The organism is Allocoleopsis sp., assembly GCF_036703385.1.
Lineage (GTDB): Bacteria > Cyanobacteriota > Cyanobacteriia > Cyanobacteriales > Coleofasciculaceae > Allocoleopsis.
In genome coordinates, this window is record NZ_DATNPA010000809.1 from 1 (window position 1) to 19,601 (window position 19,601).

Genomic DNA, 19,601 nt, shown 5'->3' on the forward strand with positions numbered 1-19,601 from the left:
TACCCAACTGGCACAACCCCCACCGACCAGATTGAGCATATATACTCACCTATCCCTCCCTGGCTTACCCCAAAATCTGACCTAGCACCCCACCCTACCCAATTCCAAGGCTTACAGCGCTTCCTAGCGGCGATAGAAGTTACATCTGCAATCCCAACATCCCATCAGACCCCGCTAACATGAGCCACACGGTACGGGATGGGGTTAGTTGGTAGGACAAATTGAAAAGGGAAAATAAGGTAGCTTACAGACGATTCTCGAAGGGTATCGGGAAAAGGTGAAAAATGTACGTGTTTTCGGCACAGGGTAATCTAGTCCGCCAGGAGAGAGATACGATTTTTAGTGTGTGATAACAATAAGGTTTAGCTACAAACTAGGTTCTTAGTCGCGATCGCATTTTTGGAATTATCACATCCGTTAAATCACGGACTCTCACTTGACTTTTATCAAGACAATTTCCGTGTTTCTTACGTCGCCGGAATAAGGGATAAACCCGACACTGAAGGACAGAGACAACTACTCAGTTCTGACAATCGAATGTCAATCTTGCACTCAGACTGAGGACATTTCCTAGTAAACCTTACTTATTTTAGAGATTTAACTATGTTCAAGGATGTTTTTGGAATCACTACTTTTCAGCCAGCAGTAGAGTTGGCAGTAGACTTTATAAAAGATTTAAATGACATGCCTCAAGTGGCTAGTGACATTTCTGATGTAGGCACTCAGGTCGTAGATAAAATACTGAAGACACCAGGAATAACACAGTGTCGCGGATCGCATTTTAAAAGTGCTACACCCAAGTTCAAGCTGAAAGACGGGACAATCCTTAAAACATATAAAAATTCAGTAGGGGTTAACCACGTATTTCTAGCCGACAGCAGTGGAAAAATGATTTTTGGTGGCTATGTTGGCTGGATATATTCTGATGATCTAAAAGCCACAATAGCTGAAATCAAAGAAACCTTTGTTTAAAAAACCTCTCCCAGCTCATACCGGAAGAGGTTCTTTTTCGCTTAGTGAAGTCAAGTTTTACACTTTCGCTTGCTGGGATTTCAGCGCTTCTCCATCCAAGTATTGGACTGACGGCTGCATGATGCTTTCCCACTCGCTGGGAAAACTAATTGAAAAGTAATACCTCTCGCAGTTGATGCTGCAAGGGGATATTTTTTGTAACAATAAAAGTTTTTTTGTGCTAGGTTTAGCACTCCGCTAGGGTCTTAAGATACAACTCCTGTAGCTCTTTGTCGCTCAAACCTTCGATATCTTGTGCTTCCCCTAAATCATGAATTGGGAATTCATCTCCAGCCTGAGTAGTAGGTGCTGCTGCCTTGGCTTCCATACCATGCCACTTCCCTAATTGGGTTGCTGCTTTCAGTCGAAGCGTAGGACTCAAATCTTCGTCTTGAGCCATATCTGAAAGCATTGCTTTTAGCTCATCCGGTGTGAGGATTTTCTTGACATTCTCGCGAATAGTTTCACCAACTTCTTGAGCAGCTTCCCTAAAAGATTCCCCCTCAATCTCTTCGATCTCTCGCTTAAATTCATCTACTTTCCGCTTAAATATCGGCTTCCGCAGCCATCGGCTAACAGTCATCCTTGTTACTCCAGCGCGTTCAGCCGCTACACCCTGAGACTGACCTAGAGCAAGGGTTTGAGCCGCTATGAGTTGCTGCTGAGTGAGGGATTCTGTTGCAGGCATGATACAGAATGTTACAGGTGATAGCTCTATAGTATCGCCTGTAACAGGGTGAGGATGCTCTAGATTTCTTCTAGTAGCTGATTTGTCGTTTTAGTACCTGGAAAAGACTAAGCTACTGTCGAGAGAGGAAGAGTTTTAAAAATTTATCCAGGTGCCACACACGATTGCTGCTCAAGAACTTTCCAAAAATCACGGACTTCCCACAAAGCAGCATCCCACCATTTCTGCCACTTATCTCTGAGGTTCAACGATGGACTATAGAGAATCGCAGTTTCAATTAATTCTTCTTTTTCGATCACTGACTCACACTGGGGAGCAAATTTACTGATTTCGGTGAAATCTTCAGCATTACCACAGTGATCAAAGAGCGCGATCAGTGAGTCAACCGGAGCTAATCCAGTCGGTTCGGAGGTCTGCTCAGTAACAACTTGTTCAACAACTTGCTCGAAAGTCTGCCCTAAAACACTTGATTCGGTAACTTGCTCGGAAGTCTGCCCAGCAACACTTGGTTCAGTAACCTGCTCAAAAATTGTCTGCCCAGCGACACTTGGTTCTGCTGGTTCGGTAACAATCTCAACAACTTGCTCAACAATCGGCTCAGTAACAGTACTTTGCTCTTGACTTTGCTCCTGCTGAGTTTGCGTCTTGTTATCGACATCTGGCACAATTCCATGTGCTTCATTTCTCGCAGCTTCCCAATCTAATTCCTTAGCTGGCTTTTCAATGAGACGTTTTTCCACGCAGGCAAGAATCTGAACTCTCACTGGATCGTGCAATTGTTCTGGATTTAAGCAGTAGATGCGTTTATCTGCATCCTTGCCACACTCGGTTTGCTTCAATCCGAACATCTCATCCAAAATTCTGCCTATGAAGCGAGTATTAGATTGCTTGCCTTGATACTTACCGAGTACAATACTGTGCTTTTTCGCTTTTTTGACAAAACTGAGAACTTCTGGACTATCATCACTCCATTTTGATTGTGGATTTAAGAAGAAATCGAAATTTAGCTCACGTAAAGCATGAATCCTGCTAAATCGGCTTCTAAAATCACCAATGAAACGACCAAAGCGCCTCGCTAGCCAGTGTAAACTCTCTTGAGTTTCCCTTTTAGCTACTTCTGGATTATGGAATAGCCAAAACATCTCACACTGACTAATAAGCTCTCTATTTTCATACCGAATTCGATAAATGAAATCCTCCGACCAAACTTGACTTTCTTCAATGCCTGGTAATCTCTCCCGTAGTTTCGCTTGAATTACCTTGACTCTTTCTTCCCAACGAGCATCAAAGCTCAAATCTGGCACTAATTCAATAGCGATCTTCTCAGCATTAAAAATGTCTGCTGAGTTTTGATGTTTAACTTTTTTGCATTCGTTCTTGACTTTCTTTCCTGTTATTTCTCGTTTGTGAATGCAATCCGTAACTTTGTATCCAGAATCAACTAATGCTTCTCTCAAGAATTCTCTGAGATTCGGTTTTTCTTGATTGTCAATTGAATCAATTGTTCTACTGAATCGATTGTCTGGCGTTTCAAAGCTACTTTTTATAACTGCGCTCAAGTGAGCGATAAGTTCTTCACCAGTGACTGAATTTCCAATAGTAGATTTAAAAAAATCATCAGTAGCTGTTGCTATTTTTTCGGCGTAAGGTGATCTAAAGTGCTGCTTTTCATCTTTAGCAACGAAACTGCGACACCACACATATTTGGTAACAGAATCATCTCGGATTCTGCCTAGCATTTGCAAAATCCCATCAATGTCTATCACTCCAAAGAAGAATCCAAAGTGATGAGTAAAATAATTATGGATTGAGATATCAATGCCAGATTCAGCACTGGGAGTGTAGAGTAGTACATCTATCTTGTGTTTTTTAAGATACTTGTCACAATTCTTCAGAAACTCTTTCGCATAGGCTTCCGATACGGTTTTTGAATCAATCCTGAGAACCTTATATCCTCTTTCAGTGAACAAATTATCGAGTGCCTCAATCAGAACTTGGCTATCTGCACAAATAACAGGTCTTTTTGCTTCTAGCGCAATATCTAACCAAGGTGAACGGTCATTGACTTTTATTTTCTTTTCCTTATCATTTACTTCTCCAATAACTTCCTCAGAAGTTCCCAAAAGGAATTTAAGCTCTGGCTTTTTACCTAAGAAAGTATTCTCTGCTGTGATGATTGCTTTCTCAGGAGCAATTGCTTTGAGATAATCTACGCACCAATCAGCCATCAATCCATCTAAGCAAACCACTTGCCTGCAACGCTTAATCGCTTCATGGAACAAATTGAGAATCTTTTCTCGATTGCGAATGGTGCTGCTTTTGAGGAGATGCTTAAGGACTGACTTTAATTCATCAAGAATGATGATTTTTCCATCAAAGTCTTCTGGCGATAATCTCCACAATGAATCCACACACAGAGCGATACCTTCACCTGGTGCTGATTTCATCAATTCGCCATTATGTTCATGGAAATGATAGAAACCCAGTCCTTTTGCTTTTTCTCCTTCCTTATCTTCGGCGTCTCCACAAAGTTGCAAAAGAAGAGTGTTTCTGTACCCAAAACAAATAAATCCTTCAACTCCCTCTTTTCTCCAAAGGTCAACCCAAATCTTCAAAAGCCACGATTTGCCTCTACCTAGTCCAGCTCTACCAAGAAATATCGAGTTGCTCGGTGGTTTCTTCCAATTGCACCACTTGACATTTTCTTTAATAAAAGCAGTAAACTTGCGATTTTTCCTCCATCGTTTGCGGATTTTTTCTTTCCAATCATCTTTTTGCTGATTTGGATCAAAACCGTTATGGGATTTTGGCTGCTTTTGACCGGATAGATCAAAAAATAGCTCAGCACTGATGTACTCGACTCGGCTATAGTCGTCCAATTCGTCAATATCCGGATGACTTTTGTCAACTTGACCCCACCAACCAACTTGGACTGACCAACCAAATTGCTCTAGCAACAAGACTACCCGTTGCCAGCGACTCATCACAGAAGGATTAATGATGTCGCCAGCATCAGGGAAAATCTTGATTTCTTTAGTGCCTACCTCTATCTCTGCTTTCTCTAATGCTTGCTTGAATAACTCCGGACTTGAAGGCCATTGACCCCCCGCAGCACCAATGGTTAATAGGTTGAGCCACTGGGAAACTAAGAACGGCTTAGCGCCTGTACCTTCTGCCAGTGCAATTCCTTCTGGCTTATCTTGCGGTCGGAATACAGCCAGAGGTAACTCACCTTCTGGCTTGCAACCTTCTGGATAAAGGTGAAGTGTTTGTCCGCCGCCGCTTAACCACCGATACCGATTAGTCTCGCTGTTGGGCAACGATCTTAATCTGATCTGACAAGCGACAATCAAACCCTCATTGTTTCGGATTGGACATAGATAACCATCGTCAGCAATGATTAACCTGTTACCTCTGCTGATTCCTGGCAGTAGCTCACTATATTGAGATTGAAGTTGCTGATAACGTTGAATCGACTTGAACCCGGATAGTTCAATTTGCTCATGAGTAAAGCCACGCCTCACCAAGTCAGCTCTATCATCTGGATGTAAAGTTAGCTCAGCCAACATCCGGGCGTATTGTTCGTGTCGCTCTCTTGCTGACAGTGACCGCTGCCGCCGTGCTTCATCTTCCTTGGCTTTCTGTTGCCGCCGCCGCTGATTCTCGTGTTGCCAGTCCTGGCGTTGCTGCTCACTCCATTCCTGGGAGTTGTCCAATTTGAACTGACCCCAGAGTCTATCGCGGGTGTGGCCTAAGCACTTAAAGCCGTTGACAATCTCGCCTTTCCTGGCATCGGCATAGGTCATGCACTGCCAGTAGTCCTGGTCTTCTCTACCCTGTCGGCACTTTCCAGCGAAATTCTCGCAGATTGGACACGGATTGTTTTTGCTGCTGGGAGTGAGACTCATGATTCACCTCCCCTTTCGGAAAAAGAGACGCTTTCGATTCCTTCTGGGGTTTGGTGTTCGACGATCGTCCTGTCTCGACCTAAAAAGACTGTAGTTTGGGTATCCAGTAGTCGGAACCCCAGAAGGAGGTTAAAAGTCCTGATTTTTCCCCTTTCATCGATTGCTAGTAGCTGCCAGGAGAATTTTGGGTGCGGAAATTTCTCGATTTCTATTACAACCAGAGTCCAATTTGGGTTGGTAGTTTTGGGGTTACCGAGCGCTAATTTCGCGTATAGGCTTCCAAAGGTATCATCCGGAATTTCCGTTTGAGTGAGGTAGCTGAGTGTGCCATTGAGCGGTAAATAGATGGCTCCCAACCCTCGCTCTTTTTGCTGATGCCAGTAATCCCGGACAAGAGAAAAATGTTTTTCCAGCCGCTGAACAGCTTGAGTGGGGTTCATACTTCACCCCCCTCATTTTGAAAATTTTTAGTAAAACTGGCTTTTGCCGACTTCTTGCAAATGCGCTCCAATAGTTCCACCAGCCTTCCCAGACACTTCGGTCGCTGGTTCTCGTCCAGCCTCCAATCCCATCCTCTGGTAGCTTGAGTTACCTCATCCGTTTCAGCCGTCGAGTACTGACCGGCTGCTGCTCGAATACCGATCGGTTGAATCAGCAGAATGTATGAGTTGCGCTCTGGGTCTACCCTCTGGTCTATTGGTACGCTCTGAATCTGGAGATAGGGAGGAGGATCGCTTATTAAGAATAATTCTGATCGGTCACCGTTCCTAACTCGGACTGAGTATGATCGCCGTTTGGCTAAGTCGGACTGAGTATGATCGCGCAGTGCTTCCGATCGCGTAAAATCGTTCTTTTTTTGATCGGACGGTGCTAAAGTGGAGGTAGCGTCCGTCCCCGGACGAAACGTAGCAGTCATGTTTTATCCTCTGGCTGTTCTCCTCTACTCCAGACTTCAAGAGGTAGCGTCCAAACTTAGCTCTTGATGTTTGTAAGAGGGTTTACTAATTAAATATTCTTACTGATGAGGCAGACGGCAAGGCTGTTGTAGTTTTTTGCCGATTTTTTGGCCTCATTTTTTTGCTTGACAAAAAGTCAAAGTGTACCTTCAAAAAAACTTGACTTTTAAATAGAACCCTTATCCGGTATCCATTTGAGGTATCTCCACTCAACCATATCCCCAGGATAAATCCTCCCAGCTCAAAAAAATACTCTCCAAAAAAACTGGAGTACTGTTGTAAAGAAAGGTTAAGAATAGGTGCCGCCGTATCGCTTGGCATACTTTTTCTGTCCGTTGTGCCACTCATAGGATGGGAGCTTCAGGGGGACTCTTCCTTTCTGGGAATTTGAAATGAGAGCATGATGTGCATCTGCCAATCTACCCACCTCTCTCCGATAATCGGCAAGCTTGTTGGCGATCTGGGTGTCGGACTTGCTTTTGACCTTGCAGACGCCAAAGGTGAATTCAAGCCAAAAGTTCTTAAGTTCAAATTTCGTTAACTGTTTGACTTTTTCAATCTCCTTTGTATTTAGAGTTCCCCAAGCAGCCTTACGAATTAATTTCCATAATTCTGCTGTTTCTTGAGTGGATATTTTCTGATAATGTAAAGCTGATTCAAATTCGTTATCTCTTCCAGTCCCCACAATTTGCAGGAATAAATCGTAGGCTCCATTTAAAGGGAAATCTGACCCCGTTTTTTCAAATTCCTTTTTTACTGCACCAGTACTCATCTGGATAAGATTCCAGAGCGCCTGAAATGCATCAACATTGCTCCAGATGAAATTGTGGCAAAGCTCGCCAAGTTTGTCTTTCTTCCAATCTGCAATAGGGTCATCCCCCCCCGAAAACCTAGCTCTTAAGCAGGCTCCCACTACCTCATTGTGTTCTCTAAGTTGTCGCCAAAACTCAAGTAAATCCTCAGTTTTAGCCAGTTTCTTTAATCTTTGATGAGGAAGTGAAGCCAAGAATATTGGAATCTTCTCTTCTGGTTTCATCTGTTCCCAATTAGGGGTCAATTCAATTTGTTGCTGTTGCTCCTCATTCATCTTTTTTCTAAAACCCCAATGCTCGAATTTCCTCGATCGCTTGCCTTAGAAAATAGTGCCTGGGATTATCCGGATTGGCTAAGCACTCATCTTCCCAGTGCGATAGTAAGTCTCTTAGAGGTAGGAGATTATCGATCATCTCATCACTGATATCACTAGGTATCCGCTTCACCCTGCTAGGCATCCCGTCACTTTTAGTAGTTCCCTTGGGTCTGCCGGCTCCCTCTCGTCTACCACCTCTGGTCATTTCTGAAATCCCCCTATAGCCTTATCTTTTGATTATTGTAACAGAGAAATCAAACTCTGTGGGTAGGTGGTATGTAAGGTTTTCTGGCTGTTCTAGTCTTGTGATTTTGTAGCACTTGATGACGTAAGCCGACGTAGAGGGGAGAGGCGATCGCACTGGTAGATGTTGCGTGCGATCGCACTGGTTTTAATCGTCGTTGGGTTGTCCGTCCTTTTCTTCTGCTGATATCCGCTCTGCTTTTCCCGTGAGTATCATTCCCCACATATCCTGCTCACTAATTCCTCTCTTCCTAGCTAGGTAGCCAACTCGCTCTTTTATCCTTGATTCGCGTTCTTGTAGTTTGGCGCACAGTAGCGATTGTGCTTGAGTAACCTTAGTCCTGTTGTTTATCCAACTATCTATATAAAGAAGATCGTCGTAGTACTCGCCTAAAGCAGGTACTTGCAGTCTTTTGTTATCTGCCATAGAAAATTTACTCAAATTTGATTCATTCTCCATTCATTTTCGCCTCATAAGTAGGGGTTGGCTTCGATGCCTGTCAATTTCCTATCATAATCAAATTTGAATCTTATTTGAATCAATCCGTTGTCAAATATGATTCACAGTGCTAGTATAGCAGTGCAGACACAAGATTGCACAGCCTAAAAAGCGCTGCAACTCTTGATGCTCTGTAGTGTGCGTAAGGTGCAGGGAACCAAGACATAGACGGTTCATAGATGCAGGCTCACGCACTCACAAAAACAGCGTTTTGCACGGATGCAGCGCTCTGAAAGCCTTGATGCTTCGTTCTCACTCAAAAATCTTTCACAAAATTTTTATGCGATACCCACAAAATGACTAAGCAACTGACCGACCCTAGGACGGCTTATGAGTATTTCCTAGGCAAGAGAGTTTCTGATAATCACTGGCGTTCGTTGTGCCGAACTCTTACAGAAAATGGCATGACTGTAAACGATGACAATGTACTGTTTTACGCCAAGGTTAGAAAACAGATTCCTCGTACTCCTGCACATCTTAAAGACGTTCTAGATTGCTATCAAAAAGCTGAGAAATTCCTAGCACTAAACTCGTCAAAAGTGACTGGAGAAAAGATTCTAGAGCTTTTTGCAAAGGAGGATATTAAGCCTCATCCAGCAACGCTTTCACGTTGGTTTAAGCCAGTGGGTGGATTCAGGAGAAGTCGTTTTTATTATCCTGAAAAGCTCACTCCAGTCTTGGCTTCAGCATTCATCTACAAACTCATCAATCAACCCAAATTAGGAGTATAGAAACATCATGGATAAATACATCAAACGCCTTCAAACCCGCGCTAGTCGTAAGGGAATCAGCGTTTCTAAGTCTCAGGTGAGGGAGGTCTACACTCAAGTTGTAGTTACTCCAGAAGCACCAACAGATGAGGAAATTCTCTCTGTTATAGAGCAACTGGAAAAGCAGTATCAGGAACCCTCCCACGAGTCAGAGAATCAACTAGCGACTACTGAAGAATCAAACCCTATTCAACAACAGGAAACCGAGCCAATGACCCCTGCACAACCCACAGCACAGCCTTCTAATTCCACTCTGGCTACTTCCAGTCATTCAGGTATTACTCAAGTCTCTAGCGGCAATTTGAGCGTTACTCAGCAACAGATTCAAGAGGCAGTTGAGCAACAGTTTGGACGAGAGAACGTAGAAACCAAAACTGCAATTCTTAACTATGTTTGCAAGGATACTTTCAATACGGCGCAAGAACTTCAACACGCCTTAGCTAAACTCCGCCAAACCAAGCTAGATATCCTGCTCAAGCTTATCAATGACCATAATCAGACTGCTTCCAGTGATGAAACCACGCTTAAGGCAGCACTAGCACAAGCTACCGAACAACGGCAACAGGAGACAGAGGATTTTTTCGGCTTATTCGAGAATCAACTTCTAGAAATGAGAGCAGCCTTCGGCGTGTAGCGAACACGTTATCGCCACGTCAAAAGGCACTTGCTCAAGAGATAGCCAAGATTCTCGCAGAACCAACCACCACTCAGGAGGAAAAAACCAGGATGTTACGAGCGCTCGATAGTGTCAACAGCTTTTTTGAATCAGCCATCAACCTACTGGCTTTCGGTAAGTTCAGACCCACTTCGTTTCTTTAGGAGTACCACCCAATGAACCCCAACCTGACAGCCAACTTAAGAGCAGATCGCGAATTAAAGCTTGCAATGGTACGAGAGAAGCTAGCCGCTGCACAGCTACAACTAGCAGAGGCGATCAATCTGATTCACCACAACAACTTGGCTCCATTGTTCAGTGAGATTTACTCAGATGTTGCAGATGCCTACTTTCACTGCAATGAAGCGATTGACAAGATTGATGAGCATCCCCAGCCAGACCAGTAGAGAGGAGCGATCGCATCCCCGTAGAAAAGTTTGCGATCGCCACTCAGTCCCAAGTCCACCAATGAACTAAAGGAATCCCATGATTTTACACTCCTCATCTGACAATCGTGGCGGCGGGCGCATGAGCACCACTGTCGAGGAAGATTTCCAGCCGCTGCCAGAATACACCCAAACTCGAACGAGCAATGACCACTGGGTGAACGTAACCACGACCCGGACTGACCCGGATGGCTCGACTACCCAAAGCCTTCAAATCATTTCTAAGAAGTAAGACCAACTAGGCGGGTGCAATTCCCGCCTTATCCCTTCATCCATCTAAGAATATGGCACCCCGTAAAATCATTAACAGAAGCCGTCCTGTAGGCGGCAAAAAACGCGGTAGACCTCCGAAGAATGCCAGTCCAGCTACACCCTTAGAAATCGCTGATACGCCTTCTAATAGCTCGATAGCCGTTGCTGACACTCCCAACCCAGGAACTTCCACGAGTACAGGTGCTAGACCTGCTATTTCGACTAACACGGCTCAATCATTTACTGGCTTATCCCAGGTCAATAACACTTTGACCTTCCCCAAGTTTGACCCCAATTCCTACTTTGCTCCTGACCTATTCACCGACTCCTCACCGCTGACTAGGACAACCAAAGAACAAGCGGATGAGATGGTTCAGTCGATTGAGGAAAAACGTCAAACTGTTAGGGTTGCGACTGCCAACATTCAACTGAATCAGGATGTTATTAGAGCGGGTAATGAATACCTGAAACTCGAAGGATTGGCGATTGATTACGCAACTACAGGCGTCAACAATGAGACGAAATTTGTTAACTATCAGGTAGCTGGAGTCAACAAAGAAATTGCGCTTAACAAGTTTGACCAAGCCTCTGAGCGTCTGACACAGGGACAATTGACGCTTGCGGGGATGCAGAGTGTGACTCCCTTGATATCTCAAGAATGGGAAGCCAGAAAGAGTCTTAAACTCTCGCAAATCAGCTCTTTAAAGATTGAAGCTACGAAGGCTAAAGAAGCGCTGGAACCCAAGATGATGCAGCTTTCGCAGAACTTCAGGCAAGAGCTAGAGGAATTGAATTAACCCGTTGCGTGTTCATCCCCTAGGCGAGTCCTAGGGGTTCCTAAAGGAGATTAAGCATGTCAGACCTTGAAAGTAAATTCAACAGCGCTACAGACTTCCTAGGAGTGGCTAGCTTAGGAAGTGTAATCCTAAGTGGAATACTTCTCTTCACCCCAGTTAAAGCGGTAGGATACATCGGCATTGGAAGCGGTCTAGGAGCATTTACAGCGTCGGTAGTTAGCCGAAAAAAGCATTTGAGAGTTGCAGAGCAATACACTCGTCAACTGAGCAAACATTACGACGGTCAGTTAACTGATAAAGAAAGTCAGATCTACCTGCTTACAGGAACAGTTCAAGAGCTGAAAGGAACCGTTCAAACGTTTCAAAATGAAACGGCACGATTCCCGAAATTGGCTGAAAAGATTGAATCTTTAACCCGTCAGAACGAGTCTAAGGACAACATTATCGAGCAAGTAACGAACGAACTAGAGCGCCTCATAAGCTTGGCTCGAACGGTTGTAGAGGAATCCTTGGATGAATGGGAGACTAAGCTCAGTTCGTTGGTGGATACCAAAAAAGACCAGTATCCGAAGCTATCAGAACGGCTAAACGCGCTACTGAATGAAGGTCAAAGAAAACTGGCTGATTATGCCTTGAAACTGGCTCAAACTCCGTCTAAGTGGGATAGTTTAGGAGATTTGCTCAGTCTCTACTACTGCCTGAATGATGACCTAGCCAACGTCAAAACCAAAATCATCCAGGCGATCGCCAAACTGACCAATCAAGCTACTCAGCACGAACTCCAAGAGGTAGAGTCCATTCTTGAGGAGTGGCAGACAGCGAACCTAGTCCCTAGAGACAAGCTAGAACATATCATCCGCAACTATGAAGCCGCGTTGAATGAGTTCCGGGCTGATTTCTCTAACCGCTTTGACACAACCCATCAGTTTGCACTGGCCTTGGAAGGTCAGACCCAGGAAGATGATAAGTTTGTCCAGACCGTCTTGGCTCGTATGCAGGAACTAGAAGCCAAGATTCATCAGCTCTCAAAGCCTCTCAGATACCTGAATGCGACAAGAAGCGACATGGTGATAGCGAATATCATCATCGGTTACTTCGAGCGTCTAGGCATCATTTTGGATAGGGCCGGCACAGACTACAGAGGACATGAGGCAACCCTTGAATTCATCACAGATCGCACGGGTCGGTTAGTCCTAGCCAGTGAACTGAACGAACACTCAGAGCGCTTACAGCCGTTAACCCATGTTCTCAACACGCTCGAATTCAAGTTAGACCCTGAAACGGGTTTGATGACCTTGTTGGTGAGGTGGGGTAACAAGCCAGCGGTAAATACCAGCGAACAAACTAAGCGGCTTATCTTGCCACTGGCAGATGTGGTTAAAAGACTCATTGAAGGCTTGAGCCATAAGCCAACTATCAGAATCATGGGTGCTACGGGAGAGGGTAAAGGCGTAATGGCTCGGTATCTGTTGAGCCAAATACTCACCTCTAATCCGTGGTATTGCCGTCTCCACGACCCACAGCACGGAAGTTCAGAAGATTACTGGGGAATCCCCAAAGTATCGCGCTCTGGCAACGAACTCAAGAAAGCTCTCAAAGACATCGAATCTCAGATGATTTCCCGTGAAGCCAACAACAATTGGAGTGTGGTTACACTCGACATTCTGGATGAGATTGATACCCATCTAGAGAAGAAAGAGAAGAAAGAATCTTTCATTGATTTAATTTCGAGAATCCGTCACTTAGGAATGAAGCTGATTCTCATTGGTCAGAATCCCAAGGTAGGCAGAGCAGGGTTTGAGTGGAGTGATATGCAGCAAATGAATTGCATTTACATGGGAGCATCCGCTCTAGATGCCATTGAAGCTAACCCACAACTGAAAGTGAGAAAGGACAAGCTAACCAAAGAATACATGACCCTTTCAGAACATTATGAAAGGGAAAATGACGGGTTAGACGATGGTGAAAAATACCTGTTTGGTTTGGTAGTAATCCCAGGTAAAACGCCGCTATGGATAGAACTACCACGTCCTGACTCAATCAAGGTAGACTGTGATGAGTTTCTGCTAGGTAAAACTTTCGCAGTTCCTAACAGTTTTAACGAATTAGTGAAAGGTCAAAATTCTGCCAAAACCTCTGGTAATTCTGCCATTACTAACAGTATCTCAGACCCCAGTGCCAAGCCTGAAACCCTTGTAAATCAAAGGATGGCAGCGTTTGCCGTCACGTCAGACTACGTGGGGGTGGGTGGCACAGTCGGCACAGATGACAAGACTGGCAAAGCTACTTGTAAGAAACATCCTACGGCTGAATTACGAACCCAAAAAGACGGACGCCTTTACTGTCCATCTTGCAAGAAAAGACTGGCTAAATCAGATGTTGAGTATCGATGAATATTCAGGATGTATTGCTCACAAATCTTGTAAATTGATGACAGAGTGATTTGTTTCTTCCCAACTAAGGCCATTTGGAAGTTGTTTAAGGAGTAGGTAAATGCAGAGCAAGTACAAGGTGATGTTGTCTGAAGTTGTTACGCCTAATAAACCCAAAAAAGTAAACCGAAATATAGACGGCTCAGTGGCTGAGTATCCTATTATTCCTAGGGTGGGGGATAAGATTAGATTCTTCTCGTACTGGTGGTTGGTAAAAGAGGTGTATTTATATCCGTCACCATACAGCAGTCTCCCTTACGTAAAAGTAGAGTTTCATTCCTTTGGTGACTCTCTTTTCTCGGAACAATTAGACCAGCTATGAAGTTTAGCAATTCTCAATAATTCGTAAACGCCAACATCTCCAACTTCTTCAAGAAGTTGGAGATCTAAGCAGTTGAAGACAAGCCATAATAGATGCTTTGTCTAGTTACCAGAGACTAATTATGCGACCAAAGAAGCGTCTAGATTTACTATTTAATTATTCAATAAATATTTATGCGATAATCTTAGGTTTATTGGCGCTTATAACAGTTATTCTAGCCATTCGTTTAGTTGATACTCCTAATATCGTAATGGCATTCGGAATGGGATTATTTTTAGTAATTTATGGATTAACCATTGGGTTCTCCGCACCAGGATCGCTTATTTTGGCGGGACTTGAACACTTTTTTCATTTATCATTTAATAGTGATTTAACCTCATACATTGAAATTATAATTTCTCTCATTCCTTGGATTATTTGGGGATTTTTCATTGAAAAAAAACAGAAAAAATGGATAGTTCTTTTAGGGTTGTTCATTTCGACGTACATGTTATGTGGATCGTTGTACCTGGTGTTGGTGATGACGCGTGGAACTTAGGTAAGTCTCTCTGGTAGGTCAGTAGAAGATACGTCGTCATAGCCATATTTGCCGACGTATCCCTCACTATTTGACTCCCCAACATGGCTGATCATCGACAGCGCCGCGACAGCTCCCCTAACCTGCTCTGGCTTGACCTCAAGATACTTCTGCAACTGCTCTAAGTTGTTGTGACCCGATATCTCCTGAATCACTCTCAAAGGAATTCCCGCGTTGCTAAGTTGGGTCAAGCCAGTCCTTCTAAAACTATGGGTGCTACCTCCCTCAATCCCCACTCGTTCAAACGCTTCCCTCAATATCCTTGCCGCCGAATCTGAATTGATGTGACCTTTCCCCCAGCGACCGGGAAACAGATACCCGGCTTCTGGATGTCGGTAAGCCTTCAGTAATCCCCTTAAGTCTTCAATCACTGGAATCGAGCGCGTTGCTAACTTCCCCTTGGTGTTTCCTTTACGGATGAGTAGTTCTGGCCTGACTCTACCCTTGCTGTAGACATCGTTAACGCTTAGGGTGCAAGCCTCGTTAATCCGACAGCAGCAGTAGAGGCAGATGCCAAACAATGCGCGATCGCGGTCGGTCTGCAACCCTTGACTAAAGAGCAACTGAATCTCTACCTGAGTGAGAATCTTGGCTTGACCGTGACGGTCGATCTTCATCCCAAGGCATTTAAGCGACGATTCTCAGATTACACTACCGCGCTCATATAGTGGTTCGGAGTCACAGGGCAGAGTTTGGGTGAAGTCGGGTGCCAGTGATCGGGTTAGGAGGCGGGTTGGGATGCGATCGCGTCTTGAAGTTGAATATTTCAAGTCATGCAAAAAGTTGAATTCTCTCAGGGATCTACTTTACGCAGAAGCATTGAATTTTTGCAGCTTTAGAAAATTTGTAACATGAAATTAAAGAGACCTACCAAAAGGGATGATTGACTAAATTACCAAAAAGACGCGCTTTAGGCTTAGGAAATTGGGTTCTTTAAAAAGTTGACAAATTATCTTAAGTCAGTGCTAAAGTTGTCTAGTTTAAGCACCCTCTCAGCCTTTTATAGAATAGATTGAAAGGGACTTTGCACGGATTTTTATATATTGGAGGTTTAAAGTGGCACTTGCGGAGAAGTACCCGATGGTTGGCATGACTCTACAGGAATGGGTAGAAACAATGCTAAATACACTTTCAATCGATATAGGAGAGATATTGCAAACTGTTGAAATAGATTGTTTTTGGCATAAGATGCGTAGATTTAAAAACAAATTTGACCAAGAAGGTGCGATGGAATGGTTAGCAAAAAAGTGTGGATATGACAGTGTTGGAGAAATGATAGATGCACAGTTAGACGATTATGCTTATGAAAACAGTGGTGTATATGATGACGATTAATTGTAAGTAGTCAACTCGATTATCCGGTTGGGTCGCTGGGATCGGGTTAGGTAGAAGCGATCTGCTGCTTGCAGCAGCGCTTCGTTATCGCCGCCAAGCATCGGGGGTTTCCCATAAGGGGAATGTGTCACTTTACGCCATAATTGTACGTGAATCTTAACTCAACTCCCACGAGAAATCGTGGGTTTTTCTTTAACTTTCTCTACTTGTGCCAATTAATAAGTGTCACAAACCTATTGCTAAGTATAGGAAGTTTCAAATAAAGTATAGGAAGTTGAGCAAAAGATTCAAGTTGATGTCTAAGAATTACAGCAAGTTTGTGAAAGGAATTCGTCAAGCCATGCGCGATCGCGCTGCTAAATTTCTAGCCAAACTGGACGATTGCAATAACCAGGAGGAAATCGAGCGTTGCTGTCAGGAGGAGAAGGCAGACTTTGAAGCGACTTTTGAATCCCTAAACACCCGCGCCTCTTACATGACACAATATCGCAACGCTATTAAGGAATGGCAACAGCACATAGAACTAACTGAAGAAAATAGCAGTCTAAAGCAAATTAAAACAGGTATCGTCAGACAACATTACTCTCTGTTTTATATGAATTATCCCCGTGAGATGCATGACGAGAGAATGGAGCCTACTAAGCAAAAGAAAGATGAGCAACGCCGCAATCTTACCCCGATTAGCTGTGTTGATAGATACGTAGAAATCGTTGAAGTCCTTCTTAAGTCCCTTGACTATCGTGAGCTAACTGTAGGATTAATAGCTGCTACAGGTCGCCGAATCAGCGAAATTCTAAGCACAGCATCTTTTTCGCAAATAGGACAATTTGAAGTCAGTTTCGAGGGTCAATTAAAAGCCAAAGGGGAAACTGGAGAATACGCCGCGTTTACTCTTGTTGAATCGGCTCTAGTCATAGATGGAATTCTCAAACTACGTCGTATGGCTGAGATTAAGGAGATGAAACATTGGAATCTAGCTGAGATTGATAGTGGTAAAAATAACACAGTAAACCGCTATGTTAAGCAACATTTTAGTGAATTAATTGACCCACCTCATGGAGAAAAAGAGCTGTCATCCAAGAATCTTCGAGCCGCTTATGCTGCAATCGCTATCTACCTGTTCTGTCCTAGCAATCACTCAGAATCATTATTTATCAAGGAAAGGCTAGGCCATACCAGTGATGCTACGGCTAGCAACTATGAAGATTACCAAATAGTAGATATCAACGGTAAACAATTACCTCGTGGGGTATGGGTTGAGCGTATTAATGAGGAGATGGGTAAGCCAATGTTGGTAGAAGTAAGACCGCAGCTGAGGATGACGGCAGCAGCCAAGGAAGTGATTAACGACCAAGAGTTTTTGCTTTATCCTGACCAACTTTCAAGGATTGAAGAGTTGATTCGTTTGGCTCGAATTGGTAAGCAATTTGAGCAAGGAAAGTTAGTTAAGGAAGTTGTCAAAGTTGTTGAAGTAGTGAAGGAAGTTGAAAAGCCAGTTGAGGTGATCAAAGAGGTAGTCAAGGAAGTTGAGCGGATAGTTGAGAAGCCACTTGAGGCGATCAGGGAAGCTAAAAGGGAACTAGAGGGAGTTGAACCAGTAGAGAAAGTTAAAGCGGTAGAGGAAGTTATGCCAGTGGAGGAAGTCAAGCCTACAACTACTCGGTTTGAAGAAATGAGTAATGAGGAGCTAAAAGGATGTCAGGCACCTGGTAGCGCACTAGAAAAGATTCGCAGGTCAGTCCGAGCCATCAAGGTCTACAACGAGCAACAGGCAGAGAAGAAGTATCAGTGGTCTATCAATGTGAGTACCTTGGAAGACTTGAGCGGATGCCACTCCAAGGCAGTGAGAGAGTATCTGGATTCTGACGAGGGTCGGTTACAGGTGGCAGACTACAACCTGGAGAAAGGGTTCGGATTCCAGCAAAATCGCGGCAAGGGAAGCATAAAAGAGTATGTGAACTGGTAATCTCTAACTCCTTCCTCACCCCCTCAGAAGTACCTGGGAGGGGTTTCCTGTTGATTGTTGTCGTGTCAGGTTTGTTTATACCCACCCGATTACAAAAAAATATATATCTATGAAAAATTCCTAGCTTGAAAAAGTAGAGGGTCTTGTGTTGAATAATCCAAGTAAATTATTTGCCATCTATCGCTTTCCAACTCTTCTTCTGAAATAGAGTAGTCAAGTGTTAAACCTATCTTGTTAGCGCAAAAACGATAAGCATCTATAAAACATCTATCAAATTCATTAATAACAATACCTGAAGCATCTCTAATTTTTCTTTTTTCCCTAGCCTCTAAAAAGGTATTGACAAGACCACCAATAAACCTAGCTATAAAGAAAGCCAATAACCCTTGCCATCCAACTGAAAACCATCCTAGTACAGTGAGCAAAGATGTAAGTAATCCTAGCTTGCCAATATAACTAAAAATCACGCCTGAATAGACTGTAAAATTATTATAATTACTCCTTATATGTAATATTTTTATAAGTGATGGAAAAACAAGTACGCTGATAAAGATTATTGCAAAATTAATTTTAAACAAGAATAATAAAGCTGCTAAAATAAAGGCTATAGCTTCAGGCGCACAATCCATCCCATCAGCTATTTTTAAAACCTTGTGTGGTCTATACGTAGGATATAGTCGATCTAGTAAAGTAAAGGCATATTTCATTGGAAAACTAATAGGCATTGAACCCGGTGTATAAATTGTCATATTTAATGATTTGATACAGTCAAATTAAACCTATAGCCTTAATAGGCTTATGAAAGTCTAACAAAAAGCAGTCAGCACCCACGAGAATGAGCCACAAGCCGCGATCAGGTAAAGCACGGGAGAACCCATCCTAGAATCGGTAGCAGTGCAGATGGTCGGGTCGCTAGCTTGCGATCGCGGGATGGGTCAGTCAACTGGTTAGTTAGATATAGCATTTTTGATATTTTAAAAATTTTTATTAAGTCTTTATTCTTTTCTTATATTCAAAAATAGCAATCACCGAAATAATAGCAATAAATATTAAAAAACCTATTGAGTTTGTGAAGAGAAATTCAAATGCAACTAAAAAAACCTTGTCAAGGATCCAAATTAATCCCCTCATTGGTAAAGTTAAATAATCGCCTCTAAATGAAGTAGTATCAATGCCTGTAATGGCTTCTATTACAAGGCAGAACACTCCTATAATCAGAGTAAACGCAAAGAAAATAAAAAGTAAAGTGACAGCAATAAACAGTAATTGCAAATAAAAATAAACTATCTTCAAGAAAGCTTGAAAAATAGAAATTACAATCTTCCCTATTTTTTTCTCTAATTCTTCATTCATTTAACTTCTCTTATGCGGAGCTGCCTTATTTTTCCTTTTCAACCTATCTACAAAGTAACCCCATACCGTACCGTGTGGCTCATTCTATCAGGGTCTGATGGGATGTTGGGATGGCAGATGCAACTTCTATCGCCGCTAGGAAGCGCTGTAAGCCTTGGAATTGGGTAGGGTGGGGTGCTAGGTCAGATTTTGGGGTAAGCCAGGGAGGGATAGGTGAGTATATATGCTCAATCTGGTCGGTGGGGGTTGTGCCAGTTGGGTA

23 protein-coding genes are annotated in these 19,601 nt (G+C 43.3%); 11 read left to right on the forward strand and 12 right to left on the reverse strand.

Going from position 1 to position 19,601, the window contains the following annotated elements:
- Positions 1-183: hypothetical protein (locus V6C93_RS37555; protein ID WP_333481798.1), on the forward strand; the 183-nt coding region annotated here is incomplete at its 5' end.
- A gap of 420 nt (positions 184-603) precedes the next feature.
- Positions 604-972, forward strand: a complete 369-nt coding sequence (locus V6C93_RS37560) for a hypothetical protein (protein WP_333481799.1) — start codon at positions 604-606, stop codon at positions 970-972.
- 226 nt (positions 973-1,198) lie between these two features.
- Here the strand turns inward: V6C93_RS37560 and V6C93_RS37565 are convergent, their stop codons facing one another.
- From V6C93_RS37565 to V6C93_RS37600, 8 genes are all read right to left on the reverse strand, one after another.
- Positions 1,199-1,699 carry a hypothetical protein gene (locus V6C93_RS37565; protein ID WP_333481800.1) on the reverse strand — a complete coding sequence of 167 codons (501 nt, stop codon included), beginning with the start codon at positions 1,697-1,699 and terminating at the stop codon, positions 1,199-1,201.
- Between the two features lie 143 nt (positions 1,700-1,842).
- Positions 1,843-5,607, reverse strand: coding sequence for a plasmid replication protein, CyRepA1 family (locus V6C93_RS37570; protein WP_333481801.1), 3,765 nt, complete (start codon positions 5,605-5,607; stop codon positions 1,843-1,845).
- On the reverse strand, positions 5,604-6,047 hold the full coding sequence (locus V6C93_RS37575) for a hypothetical protein (protein WP_333481802.1): 444 nt from the start codon (positions 6,045-6,047) through the stop codon (positions 5,604-5,606). Before V6C93_RS37575 ends, V6C93_RS37570 begins: the two co-directional genes overlap by 4 nt.
- Entirely contained in the window at positions 6,044-6,523 is a 480-nt protein-coding gene (locus V6C93_RS37580) for a hypothetical protein (RefSeq protein WP_333481803.1), read from the reverse strand. The genes V6C93_RS37575 and V6C93_RS37580 overlap by 4 nt, the downstream gene beginning before the upstream one ends.
- A gap of 329 nt (positions 6,524-6,852) precedes the next feature.
- Complete coding sequence (locus V6C93_RS37585; protein WP_333481804.1) at positions 6,853-7,650, reverse strand: hypothetical protein; 798 nt, start codon at positions 7,648-7,650, stop codon at positions 6,853-6,855.
- A 7-nt stretch (positions 7,651-7,657) separates the two neighbouring features.
- Positions 7,658-7,897: a hypothetical protein gene (locus tag V6C93_RS37590; protein WP_333481805.1), complete on the reverse strand. Its 240-nt coding sequence runs from the start codon at positions 7,895-7,897 to the stop codon at positions 7,658-7,660.
- A gap of 49 nt (positions 7,898-7,946) precedes the next feature.
- Complete coding sequence (locus tag V6C93_RS37595) at positions 7,947-8,078, reverse strand: hypothetical protein (protein WP_333481806.1); 132 nt, start codon at positions 8,076-8,078, stop codon at positions 7,947-7,949.
- Between the two features lie 5 nt (positions 8,079-8,083).
- Positions 8,084-8,362 (reverse strand): hypothetical protein, encoded by a 279-nt coding sequence (locus tag V6C93_RS37600; protein ID WP_333481807.1) that lies wholly within the window; start codon positions 8,360-8,362, stop codon positions 8,084-8,086.
- Between the two features lie 368 nt (positions 8,363-8,730).
- Between V6C93_RS37600 and V6C93_RS37605 the strand changes: the two genes are divergently transcribed.
- The 7 genes from V6C93_RS37605 to V6C93_RS37635 all read left to right on the forward strand — a co-directional run bounded on the left by V6C93_RS37605 (position 8,731) and on the right by V6C93_RS37635 (position 14,646).
- Positions 8,731-9,165: a hypothetical protein gene (locus tag V6C93_RS37605; protein ID WP_333481808.1), complete on the forward strand. Its 435-nt coding sequence runs from the start codon at positions 8,731-8,733 to the stop codon at positions 9,163-9,165.
- A gap of 7 nt (positions 9,166-9,172) precedes the next feature.
- On the forward strand, positions 9,173-9,838 hold the full coding sequence (locus V6C93_RS37610) for a hypothetical protein (protein WP_333481809.1): 666 nt from the start codon (positions 9,173-9,175) through the stop codon (positions 9,836-9,838).
- Between the two features lie 197 nt (positions 9,839-10,035).
- Positions 10,036-10,266, forward strand: coding sequence for a hypothetical protein (locus V6C93_RS37615; protein ID WP_333481810.1), 231 nt, complete (start codon positions 10,036-10,038; stop codon positions 10,264-10,266).
- A 121-nt stretch (positions 10,267-10,387) separates the two neighbouring features.
- Complete coding sequence (locus V6C93_RS37620; protein WP_333481811.1) at positions 10,388-10,537, forward strand: hypothetical protein; 150 nt, start codon at positions 10,388-10,390, stop codon at positions 10,535-10,537.
- Positions 10,538-10,589: 52 nt separating this feature from the next.
- The gene (locus V6C93_RS37625) at positions 10,590-11,354 is read left to right on the forward strand and encodes a hypothetical protein (protein ID WP_333481812.1); all 765 of its coding nucleotides are present in this window, start codon (positions 10,590-10,592) and stop codon (positions 11,352-11,354) included.
- Positions 11,355-11,410: 56 nt separating this feature from the next.
- On the forward strand, positions 11,411-13,747 hold the full coding sequence (locus tag V6C93_RS37630) for a hypothetical protein (protein WP_333481813.1): 2,337 nt from the start codon (positions 11,411-11,413) through the stop codon (positions 13,745-13,747).
- Between the two features lie 482 nt (positions 13,748-14,229).
- A complete protein-coding gene (locus V6C93_RS37635; RefSeq protein WP_333481814.1) occupies positions 14,230-14,646 on the forward strand; it encodes a hypothetical protein in 417 nt (138 codons plus the stop codon).
- On the opposite strand, the gene V6C93_RS37640 is transcribed toward V6C93_RS37635, so the two are convergent.
- A complete protein-coding gene (locus V6C93_RS37640) occupies positions 14,643-15,302 on the reverse strand; it encodes a site-specific integrase (RefSeq protein ID WP_333481815.1) in 660 nt (219 codons plus the stop codon). The genes V6C93_RS37635 and V6C93_RS37640 overlap by 4 nt on opposite strands.
- A gap of 439 nt (positions 15,303-15,741) precedes the next feature.
- Here V6C93_RS37640 and V6C93_RS37645 point away from each other — a divergent pair, with 439 nt between their 5' ends.
- Together V6C93_RS37645 and V6C93_RS37650 are read left to right on the forward strand one after the other, a co-directional pair.
- Positions 15,742-16,020, forward strand: coding sequence for a hypothetical protein (locus V6C93_RS37645; RefSeq protein ID WP_333481816.1), 279 nt, complete (start codon positions 15,742-15,744; stop codon positions 16,018-16,020).
- A 295-nt stretch (positions 16,021-16,315) separates the two neighbouring features.
- Positions 16,316-17,986 (forward strand): protelomerase family protein, encoded by a 1,671-nt coding sequence (locus tag V6C93_RS37650; protein WP_333481817.1) that lies wholly within the window; start codon positions 16,316-16,318, stop codon positions 17,984-17,986.
- 107 nt (positions 17,987-18,093) lie between these two features.
- Here V6C93_RS37650 and V6C93_RS37655 read toward each other — a convergent pair whose 3' ends face one another.
- The 3 genes from V6C93_RS37655 to V6C93_RS37665 all read right to left on the reverse strand — a co-directional run.
- Positions 18,094-18,735, reverse strand: a complete 642-nt coding sequence (locus V6C93_RS37655; RefSeq protein WP_333481818.1) for a hypothetical protein — start codon at positions 18,733-18,735, stop codon at positions 18,094-18,096.
- A 238-nt stretch (positions 18,736-18,973) separates the two neighbouring features.
- Positions 18,974-19,339 carry a hypothetical protein gene (locus tag V6C93_RS37660; protein ID WP_333481819.1) on the reverse strand — a complete coding sequence of 122 codons (366 nt, stop codon included), beginning with the start codon at positions 19,337-19,339 and terminating at the stop codon, positions 18,974-18,976.
- A gap of 79 nt (positions 19,340-19,418) precedes the next feature.
- On the reverse strand, positions 19,419-19,601 hold a 183-nt coding region (locus V6C93_RS37665; protein ID WP_333481820.1), incomplete at its 5' end, for a hypothetical protein.

Coding starts and splice junctions, on each gene's coding strand:
- V6C93_RS37560 (WP_333481799.1), top strand. CDS start 604: ATGTTCAAGGATGTTTTTGGAATCACTACTTTTCAGCCAGCAGTAGAG.
- V6C93_RS37565 (WP_333481800.1), bottom strand. CDS start 1,699: ATGCCTGCAACAGAATCCCTCACTCAGCAGCAACTCATAGCGGCTCAA.
- V6C93_RS37570 (WP_333481801.1), bottom strand. CDS start 5,607: ATGAGTCTCACTCCCAGCAGCAAAAACAATCCGTGTCCAATCTGCGAG.
- V6C93_RS37575 (WP_333481802.1), bottom strand. CDS start 6,047: ATGAACCCCACTCAAGCTGTTCAGCGGCTGGAAAAACATTTTTCTCTT.
- V6C93_RS37580 (WP_333481803.1), bottom strand. CDS start 6,523: ATGACTGCTACGTTTCGTCCGGGGACGGACGCTACCTCCACTTTAGCA.
- V6C93_RS37585 (WP_333481804.1), bottom strand. CDS start 7,650: ATGAATGAGGAGCAACAGCAACAAATTGAATTGACCCCTAATTGGGAA.
- V6C93_RS37590 (WP_333481805.1), bottom strand. CDS start 7,897: ATGACCAGAGGTGGTAGACGAGAGGGAGCCGGCAGACCCAAGGGAACT.
- V6C93_RS37600 (WP_333481807.1), bottom strand. CDS start 8,362: ATGGCAGATAACAAAAGACTGCAAGTACCTGCTTTAGGCGAGTACTAC.
- V6C93_RS37605 (WP_333481808.1), top strand. CDS start 8,731: ATGACTAAGCAACTGACCGACCCTAGGACGGCTTATGAGTATTTCCTA.
- V6C93_RS37610 (WP_333481809.1), top strand. CDS start 9,173: ATGGATAAATACATCAAACGCCTTCAAACCCGCGCTAGTCGTAAGGGA.
- V6C93_RS37615 (WP_333481810.1), top strand. CDS start 10,036: ATGAACCCCAACCTGACAGCCAACTTAAGAGCAGATCGCGAATTAAAG.
- V6C93_RS37620 (WP_333481811.1), top strand. CDS start 10,388: ATGAGCACCACTGTCGAGGAAGATTTCCAGCCGCTGCCAGAATACACC.
- V6C93_RS37625 (WP_333481812.1), top strand. CDS start 10,590: ATGGCACCCCGTAAAATCATTAACAGAAGCCGTCCTGTAGGCGGCAAA.
- V6C93_RS37630 (WP_333481813.1), top strand. CDS start 11,411: ATGTCAGACCTTGAAAGTAAATTCAACAGCGCTACAGACTTCCTAGGA.
- V6C93_RS37635 (WP_333481814.1), top strand. CDS start 14,230: ATGCGACCAAAGAAGCGTCTAGATTTACTATTTAATTATTCAATAAAT.
- V6C93_RS37640 (WP_333481815.1), bottom strand. CDS start 15,302: ATGAAGATCGACCGTCACGGTCAAGCCAAGATTCTCACTCAGGTAGAG.
- V6C93_RS37650 (WP_333481817.1), top strand. CDS start 16,316: ATGTCTAAGAATTACAGCAAGTTTGTGAAAGGAATTCGTCAAGCCATG.
- V6C93_RS37655 (WP_333481818.1), bottom strand. CDS start 18,735: ATGACAATTTATACACCGGGTTCAATGCCTATTAGTTTTCCAATGAAA.
- V6C93_RS37660 (WP_333481819.1), bottom strand. CDS start 19,339: ATGAATGAAGAATTAGAGAAAAAAATAGGGAAGATTGTAATTTCTATT.